The sequence below is a fragment of the Clostridium estertheticum genome (assembly GCF_018861295.1).
In the GTDB taxonomy this organism is placed as follows: Bacteria; Bacillota; Clostridia; order Clostridiales; family Clostridiaceae; genus Clostridium_AD; species Clostridium_AD estertheticum_D.
Genome location: NZ_JAHLDM010000001.1, coordinates 410,593 through 428,697 on the forward strand (window position 1 = coordinate 410,593; position 18,105 = coordinate 428,697).

An 18,105-nucleotide genomic window follows, 5' to 3' on the forward strand; every position below is an offset into this window, starting at 1 on the left:
AGAATTAAAATAAAATATTTAGAAAAGAGGAAATTACTATGAGAAATTTAGATATATTTAATGAATCAAAGAAGTATATGCCTGGTGGTGTTAATAGCCCAGTAAGAGCATATAAAGATGTAGCTGTAACTCCTCCGATTATTAAAAAAGGTAAGGGTGCTTACATTTATGATGAAGATGGTAACAAATACATAGATTTTGTATGCGCTTGGGGTCCTATGATACTTGGGCATTGTGATGATGATGTAGTAAAAGCTATACAAAATACTGCAGCAGAGTCGATTGCTTTTGGTGCATCTACAGAGATAGAATTAAAACTTGCAAAACATATTTGCTCAACTGTAGACAGCGTAGAGATGATTCGAATGGTTAATTCAGGTACAGAAGCTACTATGAGTGCAGTAAAACTTGCAAGAGGTTATACAAAAAAGAATAAAATGATTAAATTTGCAGGATGTTATCACGGACATGCTGGTGGATTTTTAGTCGAAGCAGGTTCAGGAGTGCTTACTGAAGGAATACCAGGCTGCGCAGGGGTCCCTAAAGAAAGTATTGTAAATACATTAATAGCAAATTACAATGATATAGAAAGTGTAAAAGTTTTGTTTGAGAAATATAGTGATGATATCGCTTGCGTAATTATTGAGCCAGTAGCAGGTAATATGGGAGTTATTCCAGCAGAGAAAGAGTTTTTATTAGAACTTAGAAAAATATGTGATAAATATAATAGTCTACTTATTTTTGACGAAGTAATGAGTGGATTTAGAGTAGCATACAAAGGTGCACAAAGTATATATGGAATCTATCCTGATTTAATTACTTATGCAAAAATCATGGGAGGCGGACTTCCTTGCGGTGCTTATGGTGGTAAAAAAGAAATAATGGAGATGTTATCACCTATGGGACCAGTTTATCAAGCAGGTACAATGTCTGGAAATCCAGTTGTAATGGCAGCAGGTTATGCAAGTTTAACTAAGCTTTATAACAATCCAAGTGTTTATGAAAACATGGAAAAGCTATCACAAAAACTTCAAAAGGGATTACTAGAAATTGCAAAAGAAAAAGGTATACCTATGGTAGTCAACAGATGTGGTTCAATGATTACAGCTTTCTTTACAAAGAAGAGTGAAGTTAGAAATTTTGAAGATGCTAAAACTTGTGATGCAAAATTATTTGCAAAATATTTTGAGCATATGATAAAAAGTGGGATAAATATTGCACCTTCTCAATTTGAAGCAATATTCTTATGCACTAAACATACGGATAAGGATATTGAATCATTCTTAGAAACATTTAGGAGTTTTGAATTATAAGAAGTTAAGAATAACCTTATTTACTGTTTCATTTTTTCTAAAAAAGTGCTCAAGTGATTAATTTTAAATCACTTGAGCACTTTTTTTATAAACATAGGTTATTTAATATTGTAGCGCCCATGAGATGATTTAATTATTGATTTTCCCAAAAGTTATAAATATATGCTTATTAAGTTGAATACTCTATTAAGAGAAAATAAATTGTGGTATAAAAATAATCTCATATACCATATGCAAAATTATTATAAAAGGAGTGGTTTTATGCGAATATCTGGATTTTTGTCTGTTTTACAACAGCTTAATTCTATGGTAGAAGATCCCACTGGAATCAGTGGTTTTGCTAGCGAATGTATGAGAATTATTGCAGTCGTAACTTTTTTATTTACATTCCTACAATGTTTTTTAGGGTATAAACTGTTTAAGTTTTGGGTTGCTATTTGTGGCTTTTTTACATTTGGAATAATGGGTGGAGTAGTTAGTAATATTAGTTCGGACAATGCAGGTATGCTAATGTTAATTGTTATACTATCTGGTTTGCTAGGTGTATTTATAACATTTAAATTGTATAAATTAGGTATTTTTATACTTTGTGGATTTATGGGATTTTTATTAGGAGATGTACTTACACAGTCAATTACATTAGGAATTATTATGGCATTGGTTTTAGGAGTATTAAGTGTTTTTTTTGTAAGACCAGTAATAATTGTTTCCACAAGTTTATTAGGTGGATTAATTGCGGGAATAAGCTTAGCTATAGTATTAGGCATAAGTAGCTTTGCGACTAGTATAATTATAGGTGTTTTATTTGCTATATTTGGAATGCTAGTGCAATTTGCAACAAATAAGAAAATTAGTAATGCAAATGAAGATAACTCACAAAATAATACGCTAATTGTTTCATCAATAAAGGACTCATCAATGAAATCAAGTAGCAATTTTTTTGCAAAGGAAAAAAATAAAATTGAAATAGAAAATTTAATTGTTATGGAAAAAGCAAGTGGACTAACCTTGGATGAAGTAGCGGAGGATCTGGAAGGAGCATTATATTCCATTAAAACTCTAAAATATATAATGCCATTTGTTGAATATATTTTATACTTTGCATGCTTCATAGTAATTATATATCCTTTATTTATGGCGAGTGGGCTAATAGATGGTAATATTTCATTATTACTAGTTATAGGCATCTTATGTTTTGCAAAGAAAAAATATAATGCCATTGCTATAGCTTTTTCATTTGTTACAATCTCAAAATTAGTAATGATAGTAATGATACCTTCTTCTTTTGATAAATTACCTATTGTATTAATTGATACAGCAATTACAGGATTTATTTCATTTATAGCATTGAAATATTTTTTTAAATCAGAAAGTGTCGTTAATTTTAAAAATAGGTTGGTAGAGTTGTTTAACAAACAAAGGATAATTCAAAACAAGCAAAGAAAAAAGCAACATCAAGAAAATAACGTTAAAGAAATTACGTATTGCTGGAACTGCGGTGAAGTGAACAATATAACTGATAATTTTTGTAGAAACTGCGGTGGAAGATTATCTAGGGAAATAAAGCAAGTTACGGATAAAGAGGCTGGGGAAGCGTCGTTTATAAATCATAGTGAAAAGTAAAAAATTAATTCCCGTATAAATTAAAAGAAAATTTCTGAAGTATACTCTTCTGTTGTATAATGAAATATATATTGTAACGGAATAAATCAGGAGGTTCAAAAATATGAGGTTTATTAAAGATGATGAATTTATACGGGGCAATTGCCCAATGACAAAGGAAGAGGTAAGAATATTAAGTGTAGTAAAGCTAGAACTTGAAGATGAGTATAGAGTTATAGATATTGGTGCTGGAACAGGGTCTGTAAGTATTCAGATAGCGCAGATATGTAAAAATGGTGAAGTTATAGCTATAGAAAAAGATAATGAGGCGTTAGAGGTTTTAAAACAAAACAAAGAAAAATTTAAGACAAGTAACTTAGAAATAATAAATTTCGATGCTATGGAGATAGAGGCAAATATAATAGGAAAATTTGACGCTATATTTGTAGGTGGAAGTGGTGGAAATATAGCTGATATTATTGAAAAGTATGGCGATAAACTAAAAAAAGGTAAAAATATTGTTTTAAACTTTATAACTATAAACAATGTATACAAGGCTATGGAAGCTTTAAAAGAGTTAAATTATGAAGTAGAATGTGTACAAATTCAAGTAAGTAAGACAAAAGGAAAGAGTTATATGTTGATGGCTAATAATCCTATATTTGTGGTAACTGGAAAAAAAATATAGGGTATTCCTATGACTTTCTCTTGAGTGACTCCAAATAAGAGTTTGAAACATGAAATTACATTAAGAAATTCTAATCTTTTGCAAATAGAAAATTCTCTATCCTCTGGGTCGTTCTCTGGGGCACGTAATAATTATTAATTGTTACGTTCTCACATTCAACCTCCTGGCTCAGGTTCGCTAGCCTGCCGTCCTGGCAGTCTCACGAGAATTTTATATTTGCAAGAGAAGAATTTTAAATAGAATTTCAATTGTTTCTGCTCTTCTTATTTTGAGTCACTGACTGAGAAAGTCATATTATTATGTAGTATCGTAATAATAACCTAAGAGTGATAATACATAAAAAAATAATAAACTCAATTGTGAAAAAGTGAAACTATTTATAGTTTAAGGAGGTATGGGTCTGTGAAAAAAGAAAGTATATTTACAAAATGTTCATTAGGCATTTTGATAGTATCCCTTTTGGTATTAGTAAATGAGTTTATTCAACTAATACCGACTCATTCTAAACGTTTAGAAGGACTATTATTATATTTCGGACCATCTATATTTGCAATTATTGGTGGAATCCTTTCAATAATTGGATTAATTAAACATAAAACAAAATTAGGGGTATTTTTAATAGCAATTAATGTTATATTATTATTTTGGCCAATGATTCTTATGTATGTAGGAACCCTCATTTGGGGAGTATAACAATCCATAAATGTTGTAAAATATAAAAGAGAAGCAATAAAAAATAACATGCTAATTATAAAATTAATTAGTATGTTATTTTTATTTGTATAAAGTTATCTAAAGCATAAAAGAGAGATGCATATATCATTGTAGATAACAAGTTTACCTATTATATACTTTGTAAGGTTAACTTGACATGGAAATAAAATAATGTTATATTTTACAATATAATGTTAACATTATGGAGGCGCAAATTAATGAAAAATAGAGTAAAAGAATTTCGTGAATCACTTGGATTAACTCAAGAACAATTAGGAGAACTTGTAGGTGTATCAAGACAAGCAATTAACTCCATTGAAACAGAAAAATTTGAGCCGTCTATATGGTTAGCTTATGATATTTGTAAGACATTCCATAGTCCTATAGAGAAAATTTTTCTGTTTAAAGAAAGTGTAAGAAAATCAAGAGCACAACAAAGTAGGGGGTGTAGTTTAAATGGCGTTAAGACAAATTAGATTTTTTGATGATGAAATATTAAGAAAAAAGAGCAGAATAGTTGAATTGGTAGATGATAAAATAAGACAAATACTAAATGATATGGCAGAAACTATGTATAATACAGAAAATGGTGGAGGCTTAGCAGGCCCACAAGTAGGCATATTAAAACGATTAGTTGTAATAGATATGGGGCAAGGACTTATAAAACTAGTTAATCCAAGGATAATTAAGCATGAAGGTATTCAAGAAGTTATAGAGGGATGTTTAAGCATTCCAAATACATTTGGAAAGTTAAAAAGACCTGCAAAGGTTACGGTAAAAGCATTGAATGAAAATGGTGATGAGATTATATTGACTGGTACAGGAGATTTAGCAAAATGTTTTTGCCATGAAATAGATCATTTAGAAGGCATTCTTTTTACTGATTTAGTTACTGAATATATAAAGTAATGAATTGAAGAAGTTTTTGCTATGAATCCAAATCTATTGATAGGAACAGTTAAGTGTTATTTATATTTTGCGAAAGTGAGGTAGATTAACTATGAAACATAAAAGTGTAAAATCAGAGCGTGGGACAACTCATTATTGGATAAACAAAAGTGGAAATGCAAGGTGCATTGTGTTTACACATGGGTTAACTGCCAATCATATGATGTTTGAAAAACAGGTCGAATATTTTTCAAATAAATATACTGTAATTACATGGGATGTCCCTTTGCATGGAGAATCTCGTCCTTATACTAATTTTTCTTATGAAAACACCGCTATAGAATTGAAAACAATACTTGATGTCGAGAATATTCAGCAGGTAATATTGGTTGGTATGTCAATGGGTGGATACCCAAGTCAAGAATTTGCAATACAATATACTAATAAAGTAATTGCGTTTATTGCTTTAGATACTACACCATTAGGTCAAAGCTACTATTCTGCATTAGACAGATGGTGGTTGAAACAGGTTGAACCCATGGCAAAATGGTTTACTGATAAAATGTTGCGTAATAGTATGGCAAAATCCGTTTCAAAAACACAATACGCCTATGATATGATGCTTAAAATGCTAGAGCCTTTGAGTAAGGCAGATATTGTTGAACAAATGGGCATAGCATATGGCAAAGTTTTTGACAGAAAGGAATCAGTACATTATAATTTCCCTGTTCTGATTTTAGTGGGTGAATATGATAAAACAGGAAAAGTGAAGCAGTATTGTGAAGCATGGTCGAAAAAAGAGGGCTATCCGCTCCATATAATCAAAGGCGCATCACATTTTTCTAATGCAGATAATTATGATGATGTTAACAAAGAAATAAATAATTTCATTTGTGGATTATGAGCATAAACAATAATTATAGCTTTTTATGCTCATTGGGTTATATCACCTTAGTTCTTTTACTCCTAATCTCCGCCACAATAAAGACAACAAAAGGTATTATAACTTCAAAAGGAAAAGAACAATATTGCCATATATTTGAAATCAAGAAATGAGATTCCATGGTGCTTTGGGTAACAAAAAAAGAGAAGCTTAACATTAGAAGAACTACAGGTGTTGCAATAAATTTGTAATCATCAAACCCGAGAACCTTTGAAATTCCATTACAAACTGCAAAAGTAGCTATACTTACTTTAATAAAGGCACACACTAAAAACACTATAATTACTGTCAATTCAAGTCTTTGAAGAAGACCTAGGCTAATAATGCCTACTGCCATGCTAGAAGGAAAGTATTCTCTAGATATGGTATCACTGCTCAATACTAAAATATTTCTTAACACTGTTAAGGCTATAAGTCCTCCACTTATGAGTATACCTACTATAAAGCTTTTTTTGTAATTTTTTACTTTAGATATATTTGAAAATATTGTTGTAAAAACTACGATTTGACCAAAGGGATAAGTAAAACTTGAAAAAACACCTTTAAACAATGGAGTTACACCATTGTTTAGTATTGGTTTTAATCTGTTAATATCCATTTGTGAAATTGATAATAAAGGTACAATTAGAACTATTGAAATTATAACCCAACTAAAAAATTCTGACCATCGTCCTAAGACTTCAATACCTGCTTTTAAACTCCATATAACTAGCATAGCAAAAAAAATCATTGGTACTACCACAGGTGTATCAGCAAATACTAAAGTATTAGTAAATTCTGCTATGATTTTAAAGATTAAGGCTGCATCATAAAAGAAAAACCATATCATTAGTATACTTAATAGTTTTCCAATATAATTCCCCATGACCAGCGGAAGTATATCAAATAAATCCTTTCCAGGATATAAAGATAAAATTCTAGAAAACATAAGTACCAATATAATAGAAAAGGGAATAGCAATAATTACTGCTATCCAGGCATCTTGTTTTGCTTGAGTTCCAGATCCTATCAAAAGAGAATTTCCAAGTAAAAAAAGTATTATTAATATAGTTGCTTGTCTTTCAGAAATAGCTTCGTTTTTCATTTATTACCCCGACTTTATTTATTTTAATTATTCATATGTATTAGTTTTACCCATATATAGTTATATATAACCTTATACTATTGAAGATATTAATATTTTTATAAAGTAAAGTATACAAAACTAATGTATTTCGTTCCAAAGGAACGAAGAGCTCATTCCTCAAATGTAGCAATACATAATAAAATGAACTTCCTCTTGAAGTAACCTTAAATAAGAAGTGCAGAAACAATTGAAATCCCATTTAGAAATTCTTCTTTGAAAAATTAAATGCAAAGGATATGTACCATATGTGCAGCCTATCGGCTAAAAGATTTTTATACGCAAAAAAAGTATATATTACGTATAATGCATTAATCGTATTGCAATACGCGTAATATATACTTTTTTATTTTTTATTTAGAAGTTAGATATCCTTCATTCATTAGAAGCTCAGCAGATAACACTGCACCACCGGCTGCACCACGTAGAGTATTGTGGGATAAACAAACAAATTTATAATCAAATATTTTGTCTGTACGAAGTCTACCAAGTGATATTCCCATACCTTTTTCAATATTCCTATCGAGCCTTGTTTGAGGTCTATCATTTTCCTCGAAGTATGTTAAAAACTTTTCAGGAGCGTTTGGAAGCTTCAAATCTTGAGGTTTTCCTTTGTAAGTTGCCCATTTTTCTAAAATAGTTTCTTTTGATGGTTTCTTTTCAAAGGAAACAAACACAGCGGCTAAGTGACCATCAGCCACAGGGACACGTATGCATTGAGTTGAAATTATAGGCGCGTCTGCGTTAACTACTTTATCATTTTCTATATGACCCCAAATTTTTAGAGGTTCCTGTTCACTCTTTTCTTCTTCTCCACCTATATATGGGATAACATTATCAATAATTTCTGGCCAGTCCGAGAAAATTTTACCAGATCCAGATATAGCTTGATATGTGCAAACTAATATTTTTGTAGGTTTATATTCTAGAAGAGCACTTATAGCAGGTACATAACTTTGGATTGAGCAGTTTGGTTTTACAGCAATAAAACCTCTCTTAGTTCCAAGCCTCCTCCGTTGTACATCGATTAATTTAAAATGGTCTGCATTTATTTCTGGAATAACCATTGGAACATCTGGAGTACTTCGATGTGCAGAGTTATTTGAAATTACAGGAGTTTCAGCTTTGGCATAACTTTCTTCAATTGCTCTTATTTCATTTGCTGGCATATTAACCGCGCAAAAGACGAAATCTACCTCGCTGCTTATTAAATCTACTTCGTTTATGTTTTTTATTACTATATTCTTGACGTTTTCAGGCATTGGAACATCCAATTTCCATCTTTTATTTACTGCGTCAAAATAAGTTTTACCCACAGAGTTCTCACTAGCAGCAATAACAGCTATTTCAAAATAAGGGTGATTTTCAAGTAGTGTAACAAGACGTTGACCAACAAATCCAGTTCCACCTAACAATCCGACTTTTAATTTTTTCATGTATTAATACCTCCGATTCTAATGATGTATAAATGTGTAAAATTACAAATATTGCGCATGAATATACTCATATTCATGTTATATTGGGAATAGTAATAATAAACATAAAAATATTATATGTTACTATTATAAATGATTATAATGTTAAAAAGTATATACTTCAAGCAATTTATTATATAGAATGGTTATGGATGACAAATATATGATTTTGTAATGAAGTAATAAGACATATAATTTTTCATAAAAAGTCTAAAAGAAATGGGGAATAAAGTTGGCTAAAAATGACAAAAACAAAATAAAACTATATGGATTTAACAACCTAACAAAATCATTAAGTTTTAATATTTATGATGTTTGTTATACAAAAACAACTGAGGATCGAAAAAAATACATAGAGTATATTGATGAACAATATAATGCCGAGAGGTTAACAAAAATTCTCACTGATGTTACGCAAATGATAGGTGCTAGTGTATTAAACATTGCAAAGCAGGATTATGATCCACAAGGAGCAAGTGTAACATTACTTATTTCAGAGGAAGAAATTCCGTTATATGTGGTAGACCCTTCTTGTAATAGGGGGATTCTAACTCCGATTAGGGAGAATATTGTAGGGCATTTAGATAAAAGTCATGTAACAGTTCATACTTATCCTGAAAGTCATCCTCAAAATGATATAAGTACTTTTAGAGTTGATATAGATGTAGCCACTTGTGGTGAAATTTCACCATTAAAAGCTCTAAATTATTTAATAGATAGTTTTGATTCAGATATTATTACTATTGACTATAAGGTTCGTGGGTTTACTCGCGATATGGATGGTAAAAAACATTTTATAGATCATGAAATTAATTCTATACAAAATTATATTGCTAAAGAAACAATTGATAGATATACCTTAATGGATATGAATATATATCAATCAAATATATTTCATACAAAAATGATATTAAATGACTTTGAACTCGATAATTATTTGTTCGAGATTAAACAAGAAGATCTAAATGAAGAAGAAAAAGCGAGTATTGTTGCAAAACTTGAAAAAGAAATGAAAGAAATATTTTATGGTATGGATATTTCTAATAATTAATGTTATATTAATGTTATATTAATGATATGTAGGAAGAATATATAAAAATATATAGAAAACACATAAAAGGCATGTTTAAGTAAATGGCAATTAATTGATTTTGTTAGGTATTTAAATGTGCTTAAATAATAAAAACTACTCTATTATCTAAACGATTTCAAAATTTAGTGAAATAAAATAATTAATTCTTTAATTATTTAAAAAACTAATTCCAGTTTTTACCACACACTCGCGGATTTATATGGTATAATTTAAATATATTGTAAATATGTTATTAAAAGTATTTTAAAGTAATAAGAAGAAATAAAGTCAAATTTTGTTTGATAATAATTTCACATTAGGATATTTATACTTTATTGATTCGTTTACTGTTATAGGAATCAAATCACATTCGTATAAATTATAATTTGTTTAGGGTTTGAGGGGGTGAGATTTTAATAATTGGGATGGGTGTAAAAATCTATGGAAAATATAGAAAAATAAGGTTTGTTTAATATTTTTATCGAAGAGATCAAAGATGGTGATTTGTATAAATATAAAATAATAACAGACTATGGAAAAGTACTTTTTAAGGCTGATCCATATGGAAATTTCAGACAAGCTTCTTAGTTATGTACTATACATGGGATAGACTCATATAGAATTGCTCCCTGTGATGGAGCATTCATTGAAATATTAAGGGGCATATTCCTGATTTAGTAAATTGAGTGGAAGTATTTAATAGTGATAACACTATGTTTGGTGGTAATAATAAGTTAAACAATAAACCGTATTGTATAAATATTACGCTGCCAGCATTTTCTATAATTTTTATAAAAAAAGAAAAGCATGATGTTTTATTAAAAGCAAGTATATATTAGGGCACGATAGCTTAAGTATAAAAGGGGGAAGATTAGAATGGTTAAAAAAGAGATGATAGCTATGATACTCGCAGGAGGTCAAGGATCAAGATTAAAGCAATTAACGAAAATGACGGCAAAACCTGCAGTACCATTCGGAGGGAAATATAGAATTATAGATTTTTCTTTAAGTAATTGTTCTAATTCTGATATTGACACAGTAGGGGTTCTCACTCAATACCAACCATTGGCACTGAACTCTCATATAGGAATAGGCGCTCCTTGGGATTTAGATAGAAGAAATGGAGGGGTGAGTCTTCTTCCACCTTACCAAAGTGAAGATGGTGGTAATTGGTACAAAGGGACAGCTGATGCGATATTCCAAAATACAAATTATATTGATAGCTTTGACCCAGAATATGTCCTTATTTTATCAGGAGACCATATTTATAAAATGGATTATTCAAAAATGTTAGAGTATCATAAAGAAAAAGGTGCGGATGTTACTATTGCAGTAATAGAAGTTCCAAAGGAGGAGTGTAGTAGATTTGGAATAATGAATACACTTGAAGATGGTAGCATATTTGAATTTGAGGAAAAACCAAAAGAGCCTAAAAGTAATTTAGCATCTATGGGAGTTTATATTTTTAATTGGTCTGCACTCAAACAGCTTTTAAGAGATGATAACCGTGATGAGATATCTAGTAATGACTTTGGGAAAAATATAATACCAAAAATGTTAAACAATGAACAGAAGTTGTTTGCATATCATTTCAAAGGATATTGGAGAGATGTTGGTACTATTGAAAGTCTTTGGTCAGCTAATATGGACCTATTATCTGATGATAATAAGCTTGATATACATGATGATAAATGGAAAATATATACAGTTAATCCGATGCTTCCACCACAATATATAGGGCCTGATGCAATTATAAATAATGCATTGCTTAATGAAGGATGCACTGTACTCGGTGAAGTAAGCAATTGTGTTCTTTTCCAAGGAGTACATGTTGGAAAAGGATCTAAGATATCTAATTCGGTTATTATGCCTAATACTAAAATAGGAAATAATGTGGTTATAGATAAAGCGATTATAGGAAGCGATGTTATTATAAGACGTAACTCATATATTGGGAACGGTCGAGATATTATTGTTATAGAAAAGGGCCGTGAAATTAAAGCTGATTTAAAAGTAGTAAGCAAATTATAAAATTAAGGAGGTGTTAAAATGCTTAAAAACTATATAGGAATGTTAATGTTAAATGAACAAGAAGATAATATTAAAAGTCTTACGAAATCAAGACCTATAGCATCTATACCAATAGGTGGGAGATATAGAATCATTGACTTTGTACTTTCAAATATGGTTAATTCAGGTATTCATAATATAGGTATATTTACAAACACAAAATCTAGGTCTTTAGTTGATCACCTAGGTTCAGGGAAACCTTGGGATTTAGATAGAAAATTAAATGGACTATTTGTATTTAATCTTACATCAGAAAGATTGCAATTAAGGGATATAGATGTATTAAGTAGTAATATGGAATATATATATAGAACGAAGCAAGAGTATGTAATAATATCTTCTTCATATATGATATGTAACATGAATTATAATGAGGCAGCTAAGTATCATGAGCAATCCGGTAGTGACATAACTTTAATATATAAAAAAACAAATAATGGGAAAAAACATTATATGAATTGTAGTACATTATATATTGATGAAGATAACAAAGTTTTGAGCATTGGCAAAAACATAGGTTCCGAGGAAAAATTAAATATATCAATGGAAATGTTTATAATGAAAAAGACGACTCTTATAACTATTGTAAATAGGTGTATTCAGACAGGAAGTTATAATTCAATAAAGACGGCTATATACAATGAAGTATCAAAATATAACGTAAATGCATATGAATTTAAGGGTTATCTTCAGTGTGTAAATTCAATTCAGAATTATTACAAAACCAGTATGGATATGTTAAATGCTAAAATAACTAAGGAATTATTTTTTAATAATGGGCTAATATATACAAAAAGTAAAGATGAAGCTCCTACTAAATACTTTAATGGATCAGAAGTTAATAATTGTTTGATTTCAAATGGGTGTATTTTGAAAGGGGAAATAGAAAGGAGTGTAATTTCAAGAAGGGTTACTGTTGAGGCAGGGGCTGTGATTAAGAATTGCATAATATTTCAGAATTGTGAAATTAAAAAAGGATGTAAACTCACTAATGTTATAATTGATAAAAACACTGTTATAAGTGAGAATACAATACTTGAGGGTGATGAAGAGTTCCCAGTTGTTATAGAGAAAAAAATTAGAACGTAAAAATATTAAATTTAAGAGACAAACAAATAACTACAATAATATGTTATTTGTTTGTGTAAAGTGGGGGGTTTATATGAAAGTATTATTTGTGGCATCGGAAGCTTATCCTTTTATAAAAACTGGAGGTCTTGGAGATGTGGCATATGCGTTACCTAAGGCTTTAAGGAAAATCGGAATAGATGCAAGAGTAATTATACCTAAATATAGTAACATTCCTTTATCATTTAGAAGTTGTATGGAGAACATAGCTTATTTTAATGTAGAGGTTGGTTGGAGAAGTAAGTATTGTGGATTAGAACATTTAATGTACGATGGAGTTCCTTATTATTTTGTAGATAATGAGTACTATTTTAAAAGACCTAACATTTATGGAGATTATGATGACGGTGAGCGGTTTGCTTATTTTTCCAAAGCAGTGCTTGAAGCTATAAGATACATGGGAGATTTTAAACCAGATATAATTCATTGTAATGATTGGCAATGTGGTCCTGTACCAATACTCCTTAAAGACAAGTATAGTGAGGACGATCTATATAATAAAATAAAGAGTGTATTTACTATACACAATTTGCAATATCAAGGAATATTTTCAAAAGAAGTATTAAGTGATCTACTAAATTTGGATTGGAAGTACTTTAATGATGATGAAATGAAATTTTATGACGCTGTCTCTTTTATGAAAGGTGGAATTGTATTCGCAGATGCTGTAACTACAGTAAGCAAGACATATGCAAAAGAAATTCAAACTCCTTTTTATGGAGAAAGACTAGATGGATTATTATCTTCAAGGTCAAGTAACTTATACGGAATAGTAAATGGTATAGATTATGAAATCTATAGTCCTAAAGTTGATAAAAAAATATTATATAATTACGATATTAAAAATATAAAACAAAAGGTTAAAAATAAATTAAAGCTTCAGGCAAAACTAGGTTTTCCAGTAACTGAAGGTATACCAATGATAGGAATTGTTACAAGACTTGTGAAACAAAAAGGTTTAGATCTAATTGTTGAGAAATTACAAGAACTCCTTAGCCTTCCTATTCAAATAGTGTTACTTGGTAATGGTGATGAATATTATGAGGATATATTTCAGTATTATGCTTCTATTTATCCAAGTAGAATATCGACAAACATCATTTTTGATGAAGTCCTAGCACAACAAATATATGCTGCTTCAGATATGTTTTTGATGCCATCATTATTTGAACCTTGTGGTATAGGGCAACTTATAGCACTTAAATATGGAAGTATCCCAATCACACGTGAAACTGGGGGACTTAAAGACACAATTATTCCTTATAATAAATATACTGGTAAGGGTAATGGATTCTCTTTTAATAATTACTCTGGCAAAGAATTACTCGAGACTATAAATAGGGCTCTCGATTTGTATAAAGATAAAAATTCATGGAACAAATTAGTTCGGAATGCTATGAGTTCAAATAATAGTTGGGAAAATTCGGCGAAAAATTATATGAAATTATATAGCGATCTAAAAAAATAATGGTTAGCATTTTAAAAAAATAATGCTTATTTTTTAATATGTTATGCACATAAGCGAAGTCTAAAATTTTAGGTGGTGAATGTTGTGGTAATTGATAAAAAGATGTTTAAAATGGACTATATAGAGAAACTACAAACAATGTTTGCAGAAGAAGCAGTTGATGCTTCACCTTTGCATCAATATTATGCGTTAGGTGCACTCATAAAAGATTATTGTGCAAAGCCTTGGATAGAAAGTAATAAGGAGTATGCAAAAAACAAAGGAAAACAAGTATATTATTTTTCAATGGAATTTTTGGTCGGTAGATTGCTAAATAGCAATCTAGTTAATCTAGGGCTCAAAGATATATGTGAGCAGGCGCTTGGCGAACTAGGGATTAATTTGATTGAGGTAGAGGATATAGAAGCAGATGCTGGGCTTGGTAATGGTGGACTTGGAAGACTAGCAGCATGTTTTTTAGACTCTATGGCGTCGACACAGGTACCGGGTCATGGTTGTGGGATAAGGTATAAATATGGATTGTTTAAACAAAAAATAGAAGATGGTTATCAAGTAGAAGTTCCTGATAATTGGTTAAAAAATGGTAATGCATGGGAAATAAGAAAAGAAAATAAGGCTGTTGAAGTAAGATTTGGAGGAAATGTGCATTTAGAGGATGACAATGGGGTAACAAAAGTTATTCATGAAAATTATGAATGTGTACGTGCAGTACCTTATGATACTCCAATAAAAGGGTATAAAAATAATACTGTAAATACTTTAAGACTCTGGAGCGCCGAAACTATGGAGGAAGATTTTGATTTTTCATCATTTAGTAAGGGCAATTATGTAAAAGCTGGAGAAAATAAATATTCAGCAGAGGCTATTTCACAAATTTTATATCCGGATGATAGTTATGAAAAAGGGAAATTATTAAGACTAAAGCAAGAGTATTTTTTTGTAAGTGCTGGGCTTCAAAGTATTATAAAAAATTATAAAAAGAAGAAAATATCGCTCCTTGAGTTTCATAAACACGTTGCAGTGCAAATAAATGATACTCATCCTGCAGTAGCAGTGGCCGAGCTAATGAGAATTCTAATGGACACAGAGAACTTATCTTGGGATGATGCATGGTACGTTACAACAAGAACTACAGCTTATACTAATCATACAATTATGGCAGAAGCATTAGAAAAATGGCCTGTGGATATGTTTAAAAAATTACTTCCACGAATTTATATGATTGTAGAAGAAATAAATAGGCGGTTTTGTAATGAAGTTTATCACAGGTATAATGGTGATTGGAGCAAAGTAAACAACATGTCTATTATTTATGATGGATATGTACGAATGGCATACCTTGCAATTGTAGGGGGACATTCTGTTAATGGAGTAGCAAAACTTCATACAGAATTATTAAAACACCAAGAGCTTTCCAATTTTTATGAATTTTTTCCAGAAAAGTTTAATAACCAAACTAATGGGATAACTCATAGAAGGTGGTTACTCAATTCTAATGTTGAACTTGCAAAACTTATAACAGAAACTATTGGGGATAGTTGGATAAAAACTCCGAATGATCTCGATAAATTAATTAAATATGCAAAGGATTCCGCTTTTCAAGAGAAAACACAAATTATAAAAACAAATAATAAAATAAATTTTTCAAATCATGTATTATCAAAGTATGGAGCTTCAATAGACCCGAGTTCAATATTTGATGTTCATGTAAAAAGAATGCATTCATATAAAAGACAAACTTTGAATGTACTTCATATAATGTATTTATATAATGAGATACTCGCGAATCCCAATATTGATATGGTTCCAAGAACTTTTATATTTGGGGCAAAAGCGTCACCTAGTTATTATATAGCAAAACAGACTATTAAGCTTATTAACACTTTGGCAAGTAAAATAAATAATGATCCTATAGTTCGCGGAAAAATAAAAATATTATTTCTTGAAAATTATGGAGTGTCACTTGCCGAGAAAATCATTCCCTGCGCAGATGTAAGTGAACAGATATCTACTGCATCAAAGGAAGCCTCAGGAACTGGTAATATGAAATTTATGATGAATGGTGCTATAACAATAGCTACTTTAGACGGAGCAAACGTAGAAATATTTGATGCAGTTGGAAAAGAAAATATTATATTATTTGGTCTTACATCACAAGAAGTAATAGAGTATTATAAAAATAAAACTTATAACTCTTATGATATATATAATAATGATTTGAGAATAAAAACCATATTAGACCAATTGATAAATGGATTTTTAGAAACACCTAAAACGGAATTTGTTGGTTTATATGAGAGTTTGCTAACTAATAATGATGAGTATTTTGTGCTAAAAGATTTTGATGCGTATGTTAATGCTCACAGTGAGATTGATAGATTATTTAGGCAAAAAGCTATTTGGCAACAAATGTCAATTGTAAACATCGCGAAATCTGGTATATTCTCTAGTGATAATACTATAAAAAAATATGCAAAAGAAATTTGGGATACGCCACCTGTTAATATTAAGTTGTAGTTTAACGACATTTCAGAAGTCGTCTATGCATCTTCTTCGAAGCTGATGCAGCGACCCAGGAGATGATTAAATGAAATGCTATACTAGACAATTATCTAGTATAGCATTTTTTTATAATCGTTGTTGACAAATTGTAATTAAGAGTTCAGATGACTTCCCTTTAGTTATAGAGAAAAAAGTCGAACCATATCAATTTAAAAAATAGATATTGATTTAATAAAACAAATGTTGTAATATTGTAATAACAAGTATAAACACGAACAATGAAATGACAAAAAAAATTATATTCGCAAACTCATATAAGCTTAGAAATATGGTCTAAGCGTTTCTACCAAGTAACCTTAAAAGACTTGACTATGGGTGTTTTGATAAATAAAGTAAAAATAATTTTAGTATAAATTATTTTTATTGAAGATTTTATTATAAACCCCTTAGTTAACGTATTAACGCGTTATCTAAGGGGTTATTGTTTTATATTACATAATACGCGCAAAAATTTATTAACGAAGGAGAAAATGTATGGAAGCACTAAAGAATAAGATATTAAGTGAAGGAACAGTAATAGCTAGTGAGATTTTAAAGGTTGATAGTTTTTTAAATCATCAAATTGATATAAAACTCTTAAATGAAATAGGACAAGAGTTTAAAGAAAGATTTGCAAAAAATGAAATAACGAAAATATTAACAGTTGAAGCATCAGGTATAGGAATAGCATGTATTGTGGCACAATACTTTAATAACGTACCTGTAGTGTTTGCAAAAAAACATGATTCCACAACAATGGATAATAATGCATATGAGGCTGAGGTGTTTTCTTTTACAAAAAATAAGAATTATAAAGTTAGAACTAGTAAAAAATATATAAATAAAGGGGACAAAATCCTAATAATTGATGACTTTTTAGCAAATGGAAATGCGGCTCTTGGTCTTATAAAAATCGCACGTCAAGCGGAGGCTAGTATTGTTGGAGTGGGAATTGTAATTGAAAAAGCATTCCAAAATGGCAGGAAATGTATAGAAAAGGAGGGCGTTAAAGTAGAGTCATTAGCAATAATAAAATCTTTAAAAGATAACAAGGTAGTTTTTAATAAATAAAAGTTTTAA

The 18,105-nt window shown here is 30.0% G+C and carries 16 protein-coding genes and 1 riboswitch; of the genes, 14 read left to right on the forward strand and 2 right to left on the reverse strand.

Annotated elements, in window-relative coordinates; all coding sequences use genetic code 11:
• Nucleotides 1-38 precede the first annotated feature (38 nt).
• The 7 genes from hemL (at nt 39) to KPL54_RS01990 (ending at nt 6,109) form a co-directional block, all read left to right on the forward strand.
• Nucleotides 39-1,313 carry a glutamate-1-semialdehyde 2,1-aminomutase gene (gene hemL, locus KPL54_RS01960; protein ID WP_216104116.1) on the forward strand — a complete coding sequence of 425 codons (1,275 nt, stop codon included), beginning with the start codon at nt 39-41 and terminating at the stop codon, nt 1,311-1,313.
• Between the two features lie 261 nt (nt 1,314-1,574).
• Complete coding sequence (locus KPL54_RS01965) at nt 1,575-2,936, forward strand: hypothetical protein (protein ID WP_216104117.1); 1,362 nt, start codon at nt 1,575-1,577, stop codon at nt 2,934-2,936.
• Nucleotides 2,937-3,039: 103 nt separating this feature from the next.
• Nucleotides 3,040-3,603 (forward strand): precorrin-6Y C5,15-methyltransferase (decarboxylating) subunit CbiT, encoded by a 564-nt coding sequence (cbiT, locus tag KPL54_RS01970; RefSeq protein ID WP_216104119.1) that lies wholly within the window; start codon nt 3,040-3,042, stop codon nt 3,601-3,603.
• Between the two features lie 402 nt (nt 3,604-4,005).
• The gene (locus tag KPL54_RS01975) at nt 4,006-4,296 is read left to right on the forward strand and encodes a hypothetical protein (RefSeq protein ID WP_216104121.1); all 291 of its coding nucleotides are present in this window, start codon (nt 4,006-4,008) and stop codon (nt 4,294-4,296) included.
• 239 nt (nt 4,297-4,535) lie between these two features.
• Complete coding sequence (locus KPL54_RS01980) at nt 4,536-4,793, forward strand: helix-turn-helix transcriptional regulator (RefSeq protein WP_216104123.1); 258 nt, start codon at nt 4,536-4,538, stop codon at nt 4,791-4,793.
• Nucleotides 4,774-5,226: a peptide deformylase gene (def, locus tag KPL54_RS01985; RefSeq protein WP_216104125.1), complete on the forward strand. Its 453-nt coding sequence runs from the start codon at nt 4,774-4,776 to the stop codon at nt 5,224-5,226. Before KPL54_RS01980 ends, def begins: the two co-directional genes overlap by 20 nt.
• Before the next feature lie 91 nt (nt 5,227-5,317).
• Complete coding sequence (locus tag KPL54_RS01990) at nt 5,318-6,109, forward strand: alpha/beta fold hydrolase (protein ID WP_216104127.1); 792 nt, start codon at nt 5,318-5,320, stop codon at nt 6,107-6,109.
• Nucleotides 6,110-6,146: 37 nt separating this feature from the next.
• Here KPL54_RS01990 and KPL54_RS01995 read toward each other — a convergent pair whose 3' ends face one another.
• Both KPL54_RS01995 and asd read right to left on the reverse strand, forming a co-directional pair.
• Nucleotides 6,147-7,232, reverse strand: a complete 1,086-nt coding sequence (locus tag KPL54_RS01995; RefSeq protein WP_216104128.1) for a GerAB/ArcD/ProY family transporter — start codon at nt 7,230-7,232, stop codon at nt 6,147-6,149.
• Between the two features lie 392 nt (nt 7,233-7,624).
• Nucleotides 7,625-8,707, reverse strand: a complete 1,083-nt coding sequence (gene asd / locus KPL54_RS02000) for an aspartate-semialdehyde dehydrogenase (RefSeq protein WP_216104130.1) — start codon at nt 8,705-8,707, stop codon at nt 7,625-7,627.
• Nucleotides 8,708-8,978: 271 nt separating this feature from the next.
• Here asd and speD point away from each other — a divergent pair, with 271 nt between their 5' ends.
• From speD to KPL54_RS02030, 7 genes are all read left to right on the forward strand, one after another.
• On the forward strand, nt 8,979-9,797 hold the full coding sequence (gene speD / locus KPL54_RS02005) for an adenosylmethionine decarboxylase (RefSeq protein WP_216104132.1): 819 nt from the start codon (nt 8,979-8,981) through the stop codon (nt 9,795-9,797).
• A gap of 486 nt (nt 9,798-10,283) precedes the next feature.
• The gene (locus KPL54_RS26815; RefSeq protein ID WP_375372970.1) at nt 10,284-10,406 is read left to right on the forward strand and encodes a hypothetical protein; all 123 of its coding nucleotides are present in this window, start codon (nt 10,284-10,286) and stop codon (nt 10,404-10,406) included.
• Between the two features lie 288 nt (nt 10,407-10,694).
• A complete protein-coding gene (locus KPL54_RS02010; RefSeq protein WP_216104134.1) occupies nt 10,695-11,849 on the forward strand; it encodes a glucose-1-phosphate adenylyltransferase in 1,155 nt (384 codons plus the stop codon).
• Between the two features lie 18 nt (nt 11,850-11,867).
• Nucleotides 11,868-12,977, forward strand: coding sequence for a glucose-1-phosphate adenylyltransferase subunit GlgD (gene glgD, locus KPL54_RS02015; protein WP_216104136.1), 1,110 nt, complete (start codon nt 11,868-11,870; stop codon nt 12,975-12,977).
• Nucleotides 12,978-13,050: 73 nt separating this feature from the next.
• Nucleotides 13,051-14,484 (forward strand): glycogen synthase GlgA, encoded by a 1,434-nt coding sequence (glgA, locus tag KPL54_RS02020; RefSeq protein WP_216104138.1) that lies wholly within the window; start codon nt 13,051-13,053, stop codon nt 14,482-14,484.
• Nucleotides 14,485-14,568: 84 nt separating this feature from the next.
• Nucleotides 14,569-17,001 carry a glycogen/starch/alpha-glucan phosphorylase gene (locus KPL54_RS02025; RefSeq protein WP_309245353.1) on the forward strand — a complete coding sequence of 811 codons (2,433 nt, stop codon included), beginning with the start codon at nt 14,569-14,571 and terminating at the stop codon, nt 16,999-17,001.
• 275 nt (nt 17,002-17,276) lie between these two features.
• Nucleotides 17,277-17,378, forward strand: a riboswitch (purine riboswitch).
• Nucleotides 17,379-17,520: 142 nt separating this feature from the next.
• Entirely contained in the window at nt 17,521-18,096 is a 576-nt protein-coding gene (locus KPL54_RS02030; RefSeq protein ID WP_216104140.1) for a xanthine phosphoribosyltransferase, read from the forward strand.
• Nucleotides 18,097-18,105 lie beyond the last annotated feature (9 nt).

Excerpts from the sequence above, each read along its gene's own strand:
- hemL (WP_216104116.1), top strand. The coding sequence starts at position 39 with ATGAGAAATTTAGATATATTTAATGAATCAAAGAAGTATATGCCTGGT.
- KPL54_RS01965 (WP_216104117.1), top strand. The coding sequence starts at position 1,575 with ATGCGAATATCTGGATTTTTGTCTGTTTTACAACAGCTTAATTCTATG.
- cbiT (WP_216104119.1), top strand. The coding sequence starts at position 3,040 with ATGAGGTTTATTAAAGATGATGAATTTATACGGGGCAATTGCCCAATG.
- KPL54_RS01980 (WP_216104123.1), top strand. The coding sequence starts at position 4,536 with ATGAAAAATAGAGTAAAAGAATTTCGTGAATCACTTGGATTAACTCAA.
- def (WP_216104125.1), top strand. The coding sequence starts at position 4,774 with ATGGCGTTAAGACAAATTAGATTTTTTGATGATGAAATATTAAGAAAA.
- KPL54_RS01990 (WP_216104127.1), top strand. The coding sequence starts at position 5,318 with ATGAAACATAAAAGTGTAAAATCAGAGCGTGGGACAACTCATTATTGG.
- KPL54_RS01995 (WP_216104128.1), bottom strand. The coding sequence starts at position 7,232 with ATGAAAAACGAAGCTATTTCTGAAAGACAAGCAACTATATTAATAATA.
- asd (WP_216104130.1), bottom strand. The coding sequence starts at position 8,707 with ATGAAAAAATTAAAAGTCGGATTGTTAGGTGGAACTGGATTTGTTGGT.
- KPL54_RS02010 (WP_216104134.1), top strand. The coding sequence starts at position 10,695 with ATGGTTAAAAAAGAGATGATAGCTATGATACTCGCAGGAGGTCAAGGA.
- glgD (WP_216104136.1), top strand. The coding sequence starts at position 11,868 with ATGCTTAAAAACTATATAGGAATGTTAATGTTAAATGAACAAGAAGAT.
- glgA (WP_216104138.1), top strand. The coding sequence starts at position 13,051 with ATGAAAGTATTATTTGTGGCATCGGAAGCTTATCCTTTTATAAAAACT.
- KPL54_RS02030 (WP_216104140.1), top strand. The coding sequence starts at position 17,521 with ATGGAAGCACTAAAGAATAAGATATTAAGTGAAGGAACAGTAATAGCT.